A 14,001-nucleotide genomic window follows, 5' to 3' on the forward strand; every position below is an offset into this window, starting at 1 on the left:
AGGTTAATTATGAAGTTAGATACTGTTATTGATGATATTGTTGAAAGTTATCAAAAGCATAATGATATTTCTAAGGTTGATACAATTAGACAACCTGATAAAACAATTATCATTGATATTCTTGAACGTTTACAAGATATTATTTTTCCTGGCTTTTTTGGAAGAAAAGGACTTAAAAGTGATTATGTTAAATATTATCTAGGTGATCAAATTCAAATTATTTATAATGATTTAAAAAATCAAATATTACTTGCTTTTGATTATTGTGAAAATTGCAAGGATGCTTGTAAAGAAGAGGAAGCAAGAGATAAAACATTAGCTTTTTTAAAAACAATTCCTCAAATAAGAGAATATCTTGCAACTGATGCACAAGCAACATTTGATGGCGATCCAGCAGCTATTTCTATTTCTGAAATTGTACTTTCTTACCCAGGATATTATGCAATTATGGTCAATCGTATTGCCCATGAATTATATAAATTAAATATTCCTTTAATTCCTCGTATTATGACAGAACATGCTCACAGTTTAACAGGAATTGATATTCATCCAGGAGCAACACTTGGTAAATATTTAATGATTGATCATGGTACAGGTATTGTTATTGGTGAAACTACAGTGATTGGCGAACATGTTCAAATTTATCAAGGGGTGACATTAGGTGCACTTTCTACTCATGGAGGACAAAGCTTAAAGAATGTTAAAAGACACCCTACTATAGAAGATAATGTTACAATTTATTCTAATGCTAGTGTATTAGGCGGAGATACTGTTGTTGGTGAAGGCTCTGTTATTGGTGGTAATACTTTTATTATTAAATCTGTACCAAGTGGTACAATTGTCAATAATAAAGCAGTTATGAGATTTAAGTATTCAAAAACATCTGAAGATTTTAATCAAAATGAATTCGAATAAAAAACAGGTTGTCAATTGACAACCTTTTTATATAAGTCTTTCATAAAGACCTGCAACAACAGGTTTCCCATAATCCATTGTTTGATATCCTTGTAATAAAAAACCACATTTTTCATAAAGATAAATTGCTGGCTTATTTGTACATAATACATCTAAACGAATCGCTTTTTGATTTAAGAATTTTGCTATTTCAATAGCTTGTTTAATAAGAAATTTTCCACATCCCCGATATTGAGGATGTATACATAAACGATGCAAAATTAAGACTTCATCATCATCCGCAAATATTTGCCATGATAGCTTGTTATAGCATTCATCACATTCATGATTTAATACCATTGCCCCAATAATTTTATTATCCTTTTCTAAAACATACAATTTATGATGACGAATATCTTTGACGATTTCTTTTTTTGAAGGATAAATATCCCTTCTCCACATAATATCATAAATAGTACCTGCCATTTCATCACTGACAATCCCGTATAAATCTTGAACTCTTTTTAAATCTTTAATGATTGCACGTCTTACTTTCATTTTAAACTCCTATATAATTCCATTTATAAATACAAAAATAACAACAATTGGCAAAATAATTGTAACATAAAATTTCATCCAATGTGGAACTTTCATTCCTTGACCAATATTTGCTTCTTTTTGATAATTTTCAAATCCCCAACCATATTTTGAAGTACAGAATAATAAATAAGTGAGCCTAATGGCAACAATAACTGACTAACAAATAATCTTCTAAATCTAAAATTGTAGAACCCGCTCCTAAGGGTTGAATATGACTTAAAACATTAAATCCTAATGCACAAGGTAATGAAAGTACTGTAATTAAAATAAAATTAATGATTACAGCCTTTTTTCTTTCAATATTTAATAACTCCATTGTACAAGCAATAATATTTTCAAAAACAGCAATAACTGTAGAAAGTGATGCATTTGTAAGTTGTTCTTCTAAACGACTTGAAACAGCTCCTAATTTAATGATTAATTGTTCTTTTAATGTATTTTTCTTTTCTTCTAGTTTTCCTTCTTTTCTACCTTCTGTTCGCCCTTCACTTCTAAATCTTTCTGCCATTCTTTCCATTCCTTCACACATATCGATTTCATCGCCTTCTGGTAAGTCTTTGATTAAATCTAAACTTCCTGTAATAATTGCTGCATAAATAAAGTTATTTCTATTCATCTTTATTCTTCGGTGTAATCCTTCATAGTTTCCACAGCGAATCACCATTTCTACATCAATCGTACTTTGATGTTCGATGCCAAAAAGACAATAGATTCCATTGACATCGGTTTTGACGACAATATCCCTCCTTCTTTTTTTATCTTCTACACTTTTTGTATCATTGATAATAAATGAGGTATCAAATTCAAACCGGACAAATCTTTCAGGAGGAATGAGTTGTTTTCCATCAAATAAAACAGCATTAGAAAAAGATGCAAAATGAATGTCATTACTGAAGAAGGTACGACAAGCACTGTCAGGTGTTAAGTTATTTACTATTATCAAATTCATTACCTACTTTCTTTTTTATTTGAGGTAACTTATCTAGATCTGTTACAAGTAAATTGTATCATGGTTCTTCTTTCTTTTTGTCTCAAGTTTGTGTCAAATTTGCGAGTTTCCTAACCAAAACGACTTGACTTTTATAAAATATTTGTTCTTTTTCTACCGTTATTTTATCTTTCTTCAATGGACGTTTAGTCCAAAGAAAAAAGAAGTCTCCATTTACAGAGACTTCTTAAAAGAATTATCTATCCTCTCTTTTTCTTAAATAAATTAATCCAATTAAAGACATAACTAATAAATATACAAATCCAACAATAAATGCTTCATCCCCTGTTTTAACCTTCTTCACTTCTTTCTTGTTTTCAGCTTTTACAGTTTCTTTATTTGTTGTTTCAACTTTTACTGTTGGTGTTACTGCTTCTTTTTCTTTCGTATCTTTATAGAGAATTGCATAGTCACTGAACTTATCTGTTCCAAATGTTAAGCTGTTTGTCTTTTCATTATAGCTTGTTTCTAAGATATCTACTTTTCCATTATGACTTCTTGCGATAAAGTATTCTCTCTTAGTTTTACTATCTTTATTGATTAGTTCTTCTGGAACTTTGATTGTTACTTTCATAACTTTTGTAAGTTCATGTATACTTTCATTTGTTCCATCTATATTCTTATATAATGTGATATCTAAGTATTTTCCTACTTTATATCCTTTTGTATTTGTTTCAATAAGTTCATTTGCTTGTGCTTCTTTTACTTCTAATACGATTTCTACTTTCTTACCTTCTGCTACTTCACTTAATTCATTTGCTGTTATTTCTTTGTTTTCAATAAGGAGATCTATAACTTCATCTCTACTTATTTCTACATCTCCTGTTGTTTTAACAGTAAATGATCCTGTTCCTATCTTATCATTTTCTTTTGGTAAGATTACATAGCTATATTCAAAGGATCCTGTATGGTTATTTCCTTTAGCTTTGATTGTTAGAACATGTTTTCCTTCTTTTGTTGCTTGATTATCTAATACTTCATAATCTTCTTTATTTAATGCTTTTCCATTGACTAAAACTTGTTCTACTTCTTGTGTTTGTTTTTCTCCTGTATATTTTAAAACATTTCCTAATACAACTGTTCCTTTATCAATCGATAATGGATTAATTGTATATGTTCCATCTTTAAAAGTAATATCATAATTTGGATTTGATCCTTCTTTTTGACTTACTTTTATCTTATATGTTCCTACATCTTCTCCTTCTTGTCTTGTAAAAATGATACTTGTTAATTTATCATTACCAATAAGTTTATCATTTACATATGTAAATTCAGAGTCTTCATCTCCATATGTCTTTGATGCATCATTTGCAGTAACTGTAATCTTTTTAGCTTTAACAGTAAGATTTATTTCTTTAGATACTTTTTTATAATTCTTACTTTCTTTTTGAATTACTGTAATGTTGACTTTACCTGCTCCTTTGATAACTACATTACCTTCACTATCTACAGTAGCTACTTTTTCATCGCTACTTGCATATTCAATAGCTGATTCATTATCTTTACTTTGAGCATGAATTGTAAATGCTTCATCACCATAAATCTTTTCAACATCTTTTTGATCAACTGTTAATTCATGATTGATTTTATGAACCGTTAATGTTACTTCTTTACTATCACTATCATAGTTATAATCAACTCCTAATGTAACTTTTAATTTTGTTGTACCAGCATTATGAATTGTTACATTACCTTGATCATCTACTGTTGCTACATCCTCATTACTGCTTGTATAAGATAATTTTCCATTACCTTTATGAGATACTTCTAATTTAAATCCTTGATCACCATATTTTTTATCATTCATTTCTTTTACTTCTAATCCAGCATCTGCACCTTTTACTACAAATTCAGCTGTATTTGTACCAGTTAATTTATAATTTTCATCAGTAATACTTGCTGTAACAGTATATTTACCAGCATGACTAGGAACTTCTGTTCCATTAACTATTGTTCCATCATACCCTGTTCCTGTGTAAGTTAATGTTACTTTTGGATGATCACCATTTTCTATATCATTTAACTTAGCTGTAGCACCTGTAATCTTTTCACCATAAGTACCACCATTAGGTGTAATTGTAACAGTGATATCTTTTGGTTTAATTGTATAACTTGTTGTTACATTTTCAGGTAACATATAATTTGTATTACTTACTTTTGTTATTTCCGCTTTATAAGTACCTACATTTTTATGTTTATCTCCATCAACTGTAATTTCACATTTATCACCATTTACTAAGTTATTAACTGTAGCTGTTGGTAATTGTTCTTTACCGTTGTAAGTTAATTCTTTATTCCATTTTAAATCAATTGTTCTAGGATTGATTTTATTTGTGATTTCTTGTACATCTACATCTTTAAAGTTTTTATTTCCTTCTACTTTGTAGTAAACTGTATATTCTTTGGCATCTTTTCCTGTTGGAATTGATGTTGACCAGTTTTGGTTGTCTAAAGAATATTTTACTGTTCCTCCATTAGTAGATGCTGCATTTACTAATTCTTGTTCACTTCCATTATATGTTAGTGTTTTTGTTGTTGGTTTCGTAACAACTGGTGTTGCTTTGGTAATATTGAATTTTACTGTTGTATCAACAGTACCGTCTTCCCATCTATAATTTGTAGGATCTTTTAAAGTCAATTGAACATCATATTCACCTACATTTATACCACCTTTATTTTCTTTAACTGTGTATAGATCATTTTCTGAAATATTTGCAGTTAATGTTTGTCCTGTATATACTTTGCTTTCTACTGTTGGTTTTTTAACTTTTTCCCAGTTAACTGTAATATTATTTAATGTTGTTTTATTTCCTGATTTATCTGTTACTTCGATTTTATATGTTCCTTTTTTTGGAACTAATGTATAAGATGTTACAACTTTGTCATCTACTTTTACTGTATCTAAATTGTTATCAGTTACTGTAAATGTTTGTGTTTTCGTATATGTTTGATTACTTTCTACACCTGATACTTGTGGTGCAATCGTATCAATTACGATACCATCTGTTGAAACATATTTAATATTTCCTGCTTTGTCTGTTACCTTGGCATAAATAACATAATTACTATCTTCACTAAATGTAACAGATGTTCCTTCTTTCCAATCTACTGATTGTAATTGTTTCTTTGATAGTGATTCTTCACTACCTGATTTATCAACATAATAATAGTATTTATTAACTCCACTACCTTCATCAGTAGCTGTAATTTCTGCTTTTTGTGTTTCTTTAAAGAATAAACCGAATGTAATTGTATTTAAAATACTTTTCCATGTTTTATTGGATACCTTTATTTCTGTATCAGGTGCTGTTATATCAGCTACTCCTTCAACTGTAATATTTGTATCTTTTTGAATATTTTTAATTTTGTATTGGTTATTGTTATCTAATTGAATTGTTTCACCATTGACCTTAACAGCGAAATCTTTTGTTTTTGAATAGCCTTTATTCAAGGCAAATGTAAGAGTACTTGATTCATTATAATCAACAACTGTATTACTAACACTTAAAGTATATCCAACTTGACTAGCTGGAACTTTTACTTTGATTTCTTGTCCATTGGCTACATATACTTCTTTTTCAGGTGAAGCATAATAATTTTGACAATCCTTATATCTTACATAGTACTTACCGGTAGATAATCCTTCTACAGTATCTCCAGAAATACTATGCCATTCATTTTCACCATCTTTTCTATATTCCATTGATGAATCAACATTATTTAATTTACCATCTGTTCCACCTTTATATGTTGTTCCTGTGGCTGTTACAGATGTTGGTGCTTCTCTATGTGCTTTGACAATTTCGAATGTAACTGTATTTTGTACAGGTAATTTATAATTTGAATCACTCAATTCAGTTGCAGTTGCAGTATATGTACCTACTTCAGTTTGTTCACCAGAAACAGTCACGTTACATTTGTCATCTCCAACTGTATTAGTAACAGTTGCTGTTGGAACATGTGGTTTACCATCATATGGAATTTTAAATGTATTTGTTCCATCTAGTTTCCATGATAAAGTTGCTGTTCTTTGGGTAATAGTAATAAATTTTTGAGGAGACGATCCAGACTTATAAAGATCCGATCCCGAATTATATATACTTAAATAATATTTTCCTACGTCTGGATATTCTTTATTGACCTTAACATTTGTATCACGATCATAATATTTATATGAATATTGACAATTATCTAACATACTTTCAGGGACAAGTTCTGGTTGTTCTCCATATTCCCATGTGTATTTAACAATGCTAGGTGGAGTAGGTTCTGCTTTTAATACGGTAAATTTAAGTGATTTTGTTGTTAAACTTAAATAATGATTATTTTCAGAAACTACTCCTCTAATACAATAAGTACCAGGTTTTAGACTATTTAGCTCATCTAAACTTATTGATTTATATGCACTGTCGTCATCATCATATTTCTTATATTCATAAGAAACGCGTGCATCTGTCGGAACATAGTAATGACCATTTCCTGTATTCACTTCTACACGTGGACCAAATTTTGATTGATATCCTTGATAAGTATATTCACAATTATCTTGTTTATTCCAATTCTTATCGTAAAAATATATTTTATTTGTCCAATATTCTGCTTTCGTAATTGTGAATTCTCCAGAAACTGAAACTTGATCCATTGTTAGAGTTACTGAATAATCTCCTGGTTCTGTTGGTCTTTTTGATAATTGTTGACCATTTTGATAATATGTTAATTTGTATGAATCTCCTGATATTGGAAAACTATTGGTATTCTTACCATTGGCATTTTCAACCCAAGCAGTGGTTTCTCTGTTATACTCTCCGTTTTGTGTTTTTAATACTATTTTTGCTGTTGTAGTATCTGGATCCTGATAATCACATTCATTATTTCTTTCTTCTTCACTACAATAACCTTTTATTGTTTTTCCACTTTCATCACTGTTATCAAGTACATAGTTCCATTTGTGAACATGTTTTGCTAAATAAATATATTGACCTTCTTCGTCATATTTAAGATCAACTTTGTATAAATTATCACTATTTTTTACAAATTTGATTTTACTCAAATCATTTCTACTTACTCCTCTTGGAGATATTCTGTGTTTTTTTCCATCGTTTATTTTATAATCAATATCAATTGTAATAGGATCTCCATTATATTCTGAAAGATCAATTGTACCATTCTCACCAAGTTGAACATCTACTCCACAACTTTCATCAAACTTTACATTTTTTAGTTTAAGTACTGTCGCTTTATTGTAAATACCAATACGATTTGCTTTAATTGTGACATCATTAACATTCAAAACTCCCTCTTTAGAGTTAAGTCCAACTTTATCAGATACAATCGTTCCACCACTACCATTGATTGTCATTGTTCCTAAATTTCCAACAAATCCACATAGACAGTAAACATCACTCCCACTATAAGTGAATGTATGACCATTCATATTAATAGTTACATCTGTATTCCTGTCAGTCGTAATAAAATCAAACCTTCCATTTTTATCAGGATCATTAATAACATCGCCTAATATATTTAAAGCTATCGTTCCTATTTTAGAGCTATTATATTGTACACGAACTTTTGTACCAGCATTTTCCCATGTAGAATACTTCTTAGTATAATACGTACCTCCTGATAAATAATATGTTCCTGGTGTACTTGTATAATACGTACTTCCATCACTTGAAATATAAGTATCTGCCGCAAATACATTTACAGGTACTTGTGTAAAAATCATCATGAATGTAAGTATACTTGCTATTATTTTCTTTATTTTTATCTTCATAACTTTCTTTTCCTCCCCTTATTTAAAATTATTATGTTTAAAAGTACTTATTTATTTGCTAATAAAAAAACCTCCCTTGTCTATTCATATTTTACTATTTATGATACTTTACTTTTTCATTTGTCGTGAAATGTCGTTTTTAGGGTGTGAAATGCAAATAATAAGAAATAATTATTATATTTTTGTAAATAAAAAAGGCTATATGAATATACGTATAACCTAATTAATAATTCTTAAAACATCTTCCTCATTTGTTACATTAAATATATTTAATGTAAGAACATTTAATTTTTCTAGCGATGTATTTGTAATTTGTTTTTCTAAAGGTCATGATAAGGTTCCTAGTTTTACTTTAAGTTGTTCTTTTAAAGTGTCTGATTTTCCTTTTTCAATTCCTTGATTTTCAAATCTTTGAAATAATTGATCCATTGCCTTACACATATTGATTTCATCTCCTTCTGGTAAGTCTTCTTGCATCCATTGTTTTAAGGTCGACAATAGGTAGTCTCCAATCATTGATATAAGGTTCCATCTCTGATGGTATACTTTTCAATGTTTCTTTTAATGTTTCTGGCAACTTCCATTCTTCATCTCACGTATAGAACACAAAGCTTCCTACTGGATAGACTTCTTTTTTACTTTCAACTTGATTGATATAAGTCGTCGCATCATAGTTGAGTATGCAAAAAATCATATTTTTATCAAAAGTGTTTTGGTGTTCAATTCCAATAATCACATAATCTCCACGGATACCTGCTTTTCTTACGACATCCCGATATCTTTTGATCTCTGTTGGATCATCTACATTTCCTATAAAGGTCGACAGATCATTTTCTCTTGAAACAAGTTCTTCTGGTTTAATGACCTGTCTTCCTTGAAAAAAAGCATAATTACAGAGATCTGCAAAACATCCTTCATCTCTAAGTAGCTTTTTACAAGTACTGTCATTTGCATCCGCTTTCCTCTTTATATAATTTTTTATATTAAGGTTTTATACATCACTTTTGGTTTATATTGTTTATCATATTTATAAGGAGTAGCTTTTCTGATGTTATTGTACCATGTTATCAAAGACAATTTGTCTCAAATTTATGCATTTTCTAACCATGGAGACTTAATTCTTATCTATCATTATTTTATCTTTCCTCTTTTTCTTCTTCAATGGACGTTTAGTCAAAAAAAAAGTGCTATGAAATTATTTCACAACACTTTAAATAAGTTTTTCATATAAATGTGCTATAACAGTTTTACCATAATCCATCATTTGTTTTCCCTGCAATAAGAAACCGCATTTTTCATAAAGGCGAATAGCTGGTAAATTAGAAGATAAAACATCCAAACGCATGACCCTTTGGTTTTGTTTTTGGGCAATTTTCAAAGCTTGTTTTAGAAAATACTTACCACATCCATGATAATCTGAATGAATACAAAAACGATGCAAAATGATTGCTTCTGTATCATCAACATTTATTTGCCAATAAACATTTTGATAACAAGGGTCACTTTCATGATTTAATACCATTGCCCCTATAATCTTTTCTTCTTTTTGTAAGATATATAAAGTTTGTTGTTTGATATCTGATTGAATCATTTCTTTTGATGGGTAGAGATTTTTTCGCCAGCCAATATCAAAAGCACTCTCTTTCATGGCATCACTAACAGCATCATAAAGTTCTATAATTTCCTCTAAATCATCCATAAGAGCACATCTTACATTCATTTATGTTTCCTCCTAGATAATTCCACTAATAAAAACAAAAATAACTATAATCGGTAAAATAACTGTTACATAAAATTGCATTTTGTCAGGTACTTTTAAACCTTTTCCAATATTTGCTTCTTTTTGATAGTTTTTAAATCCCCAACCATATTTAGAAGTGCAGAATAATAAATAAACAAGTGATCCTAATGGAAGTAATAAATTACTTACGATAAAATCTTCTAAATCTAGAATGGTAGAACCTGCACCTAATGGTTGAATGTTACTTAAAACATTAAAACCTAAAGCACATGGCAATGATAAAACTGTAATGATTACAAAATTGATCATCACTGCTTTTTTACGATCAATATTTAGTAATTCCATTGTACAAGCAATGATGTTTTCAAAAACAGCAATAACCGTCGATAAAGAAGCAAATGACATAAATAAGAAGAAAAGTGAACCCCAAATTCTTCCACCTGTCATTGAAACAAAAACATTGGGTAACGTAATAAAAATCAAACTAGGACCGCTATCAGGACTAATTCCAAAAGAAAAACATGCTGGAAAAATAATCAATCCTGCCATAATAGCGACAAAAGTATCTAACAGCGCTACATTCAACGATTCTTTTAATAAAGTTTGTTCCTTATTTAAATAACTTCCAAAGATTGCCATTGAACCGATACCAATACTCAAAGTAAAGAAAGCTTGATTCATGGCAGAAACAATTACCTTAACAAGTCCTATTTCAGAAATCTTATGAAAATCAGGATATAAATAAAACTTCACACCTGCCATACCACCATCCAATAACAAACCATGAATAGCAAGAATCATAATAAGCCCTAAGAGTCCTGACATCATTACTTTAGTAATACGTTCTACCCCATTTTGTAGTCCCATCGAACATACAAACATTCCTAAAGCTACTACAACAATCATCCAAAAAACATTTGTAGAAGGACTTGCTAGAACATTTGAAAATATCTGTTGAACACCTTTTGTAGATAAACCTGCAAATTGTCCTGTTAAAAAATTATAAAAATATTTCAACATCCAACCTGAAACAGTTGTATAAAAAATCATTAAGCAGATATTTCCTACTAAAGCCATATAACCATGTAAATGCCATTTTTGTTTTGGCTTTTCTAAAGTTTCAAAGGATTTTATAGCACTTTTTTTACTTGCTCTCCCTACGGAAAATTCCATACTCAATATTGGAACACCAATTAAAAGAAGGAAAAACAAATAGAACAATACAAAGATTCCTCCACCATTTTCTCCTACTACATAAGGAAATCTCCAAACATTTCCTATTCCTATTGCGCATCCTGCAGAAAGCAGAATAAATCCAATTCTTGATTTAAATTGTTCTCTTTCTTTCATAAAAACCTACCTTTTCTAACAATACAATCATATCATATTGATGAAAAAATAGATAATAAAAAATACTTCAAAATGAAGTATTTTTTAAGCATCTTTTAAGAAAGCTTTGTAAGCTTGATATGTTTCATAAACATCTACTTTACTTACAATTTCCATTGGTGCATGCATATTTAAAACCGCAATACCAGCATCAATGACATCCATATTATAATTACCTAAGATATAAGCGATTGTTCCGCCTCCACCTTGGTCAACACGTCCTAATTCTGCTGTTTGATAATGGATATTCGCATGATCCATGACTGCTCGCACTTGTGCTACATATTCTGCAGAAGCATCGTTACTTCCACTTTTACCTCTTGAACCAGTATATTTATTAAAAACAATACCATTTCCAAGATATGCTGCATTTTTCTTATCATTAACATTTACAAATAATGGATCAACACCAGCTGAAACATCACTTGATAACATTTTTGAACGAGACATTGTAAGTCTTGTTTGTACAAAACTATCCATCCCCATTTTTAATAATAATTCTGCAACTGTATTTTCAAAGAATAATGAATGCGCTCCAGTAGCTCCTACTGAACCAATTTCTTCTTTATCTACTAAAATAGCACAACTTGTATATTCACTGACATCACTATCTAAAATAGCTGTAAGTGAAGTATAAGCACAAACACGATCATCATGACCATATCCTGCCACCATTGAACGATCTAAACCATAGTCTCTTGCTTTACCACTTGGTACAACTTCAATTTCAGCAGACACGAAATCTTCTTCTTCAATATCATATTTTTCTTTTAATAATTTTAAAACATTTGCTTTAACAGCATCTTTTTCTTCACCAAATAATGGCATATTTCCTAAAGTAACATCTAAGTTTTCTCCTTCAATTACTTTAGCTGCTTTTTTATCTAATTGATCTGCAGATAAATGAATTAATAAATCACTGATTCCTACAACTGGATCATTTTCATCTTCACCAATGACAACATCAACAACTGTTCCATCTTTTTTACAAACAACACCATATAAAGATAAAGGAATTGTTACCCATTGGTATTTTTTAATTCCACCATAATAATGTGTATCAGCTAAAGCAAAACCTTCTGATTCATATAAAGGATTTTGTTTTAAATCCATTCTTGGTGAATCAATATGAGCCCCTAAAATTCTCATACCTTCAGTAAGAGGTTTTTTACCAATAATAAATAAAGCAATATTTTTTCCTCTATTTGTTACATAAACCTTGTCCCCTGATTTTAAAGTATCAAATGATTCTAATGGTTTAAAACCTTTTTCCTTGGCTAATTTAATAGAATCTTTAACACAGGCACGTTCAGTTTTATTTTTTGAAATATAATGTTTATAACCTTCATTATAATCAAATACTTCATTTAATTGATCTTTATACTTTTCCCAAGTATTTTTAGCGTACATAATCTCCATCCTCTCTTTAATACTCAAAAATTATAACACTTATTTATTCAAAATGTTCAATTATTTTTATTTTTAATAGATGCAGATTTTGATCCGTTATCATTTGATAATGACAATCAAATTCATAATCACGGTTCACAATCTCTTTTACTTGATTTTCATCAATAAAATCATATTCTGCACTTATTTGTATAAGTTTAACAAAACCATCTTCTTTTATTAATAAACTTACATCTTTTGATTCAATCAAATCTAACAATGATAAAACAAATTCAATAAATTGAATATGATTATAAAATTCATCTTTACTAATCATAATACACATATTGACTTTAGATGACATTTGACTCAAATGCGTTGTAAGTGATAAATCAAATAAATCATTTCCTGTATAAATGACAATATTCACATTAGATACGCGTTCAATATACGAATCAATGATTTTATATACTTCATCTTGATTTTGTGTCTCTAAATATTTTTTTATAGATAACATATAATAAGTTAATGAATGTTCTAAACGATAGAGTTCTTCTTTTGTCCTTTTCATCATATCATATGTAATATTTTGATATTTACGTTCTTCTAACTGTTTTGTAACTTTTTCTTTTTCATTATTAGATTCTTCTAAAAAAGCAAAAAATGTTAATGATAAAAAGACGACAAACATACACAAGAAAATAGTCATAATTGTTTTAAATGTATAACTGCCTTCCATGATTATTCTACCCTGTAAATTTAAAATCAATAAACAAGCTGTCAAATTCATCATCACTAAAACCCAATATTTATTAATAAAATAACGATATCTCTTTTGATATCTTATAAAAAGAACAGATAATAATAAATGATAAATTTTAGCCTCTATAGCAGCTAATAATGGATAATAAGGACTTATAAACATCAAGGGTAACAATGCACTCAAAGTAATTAAGAGTTCATTAAATATACACATAAATAAATTATATATATATTCTTTTCGAGTAAAAAACAATAATAAAATATTCCAACATATAATATAAGCAATGGCTAATGGTGCATAATTCGCATCAAAATAGTCACTTATTATTTCTATAGAAAAGGTCATTAATGTATTCAAAACAAAATAGAGTTTTTGTTTTTTAACATGACATAATCGACTTAAAGAATAAGAAACAATAAGTGCTTCTACTAAATTAATTATAAACTTAATTAGCATTTTTT

Annotated in this window: 10 protein-coding genes; 1 reads left to right on the forward strand and 9 read right to left on the reverse strand. The window is 29.1% G+C overall.

The features are described 5' to 3' along the window. The first annotated feature begins 9 nt into the window (after positions 1-9). Positions 10-915 carry a serine O-acetyltransferase gene (locus ACLVEP_RS02285; RefSeq protein ID WP_032089919.1) on the forward strand — a complete coding sequence of 302 codons (906 nt, stop codon included), beginning with the start codon at positions 10-12 and terminating at the stop codon, positions 913-915. A gap of 27 nt (positions 916-942) precedes the next feature. On the opposite strand, the gene ACLVEP_RS02290 is transcribed toward ACLVEP_RS02285, so the two are convergent. The 9 genes from ACLVEP_RS02290 to ACLVEP_RS02330 form a co-directional block, all read right to left on the reverse strand. Continuing rightward, positions 943-1,452 (reverse strand): GNAT family N-acetyltransferase, encoded by a 510-nt coding sequence (locus ACLVEP_RS02290; RefSeq protein WP_412582546.1) that lies wholly within the window; start codon positions 1,450-1,452, stop codon positions 943-945. Between the two features lie 178 nt (positions 1,453-1,630). Then, positions 1,631-2,437 (reverse strand): hypothetical protein, encoded by an 807-nt coding sequence (locus ACLVEP_RS02295; protein WP_412582547.1) that lies wholly within the window; start codon positions 2,435-2,437, stop codon positions 1,631-1,633. Positions 2,438-2,678: 241 nt separating this feature from the next. Further along, the gene (locus ACLVEP_RS02300) at positions 2,679-8,258 is read right to left on the reverse strand and encodes an MBG domain-containing protein (RefSeq protein ID WP_412582548.1); all 5,580 of its coding nucleotides are present in this window, start codon (positions 8,256-8,258) and stop codon (positions 2,679-2,681) included. Between the two features lie 327 nt (positions 8,259-8,585). Continuing rightward, positions 8,586-8,756 (reverse strand): hypothetical protein, encoded by a 171-nt coding sequence (locus ACLVEP_RS02305; RefSeq protein ID WP_412582549.1) that lies wholly within the window; start codon positions 8,754-8,756, stop codon positions 8,586-8,588. Positions 8,757-8,850: 94 nt separating this feature from the next. Further along, positions 8,851-8,994 carry a hypothetical protein gene (locus ACLVEP_RS02310; protein ID WP_412582551.1) on the reverse strand — a complete coding sequence of 48 codons (144 nt, stop codon included), beginning with the start codon at positions 8,992-8,994 and terminating at the stop codon, positions 8,851-8,853. 474 nt (positions 8,995-9,468) lie between these two features. Beyond that, positions 9,469-9,978: an N-acetyltransferase family protein gene (locus tag ACLVEP_RS02315; protein ID WP_412582553.1), complete on the reverse strand. Its 510-nt coding sequence runs from the start codon at positions 9,976-9,978 to the stop codon at positions 9,469-9,471. Positions 9,979-9,990: 12 nt separating this feature from the next. After that, the gene (locus ACLVEP_RS02320; RefSeq protein WP_412582555.1) at positions 9,991-11,349 is read right to left on the reverse strand and encodes a sodium-dependent transporter; all 1,359 of its coding nucleotides are present in this window, start codon (positions 11,347-11,349) and stop codon (positions 9,991-9,993) included. Positions 11,350-11,433: 84 nt separating this feature from the next. Continuing rightward, on the reverse strand, positions 11,434-12,798 hold the full coding sequence (locus ACLVEP_RS02325) for an aminopeptidase (RefSeq protein ID WP_412582556.1): 1,365 nt from the start codon (positions 12,796-12,798) through the stop codon (positions 11,434-11,436). Positions 12,799-12,841: 43 nt separating this feature from the next. After that, positions 12,842-13,996, reverse strand: coding sequence for a hypothetical protein (locus tag ACLVEP_RS02330; RefSeq protein WP_412582558.1), 1,155 nt, complete (start codon positions 13,994-13,996; stop codon positions 12,842-12,844). Positions 13,997-14,001 lie beyond the last annotated feature (5 nt).

The sequence above is a fragment of the Faecalibacillus sp. genome, from assembly GCF_047023275.1.
Classification (GTDB): Bacteria; Bacillota_I; Bacilli_A; order Erysipelotrichales; family Coprobacillaceae; genus Faecalibacillus.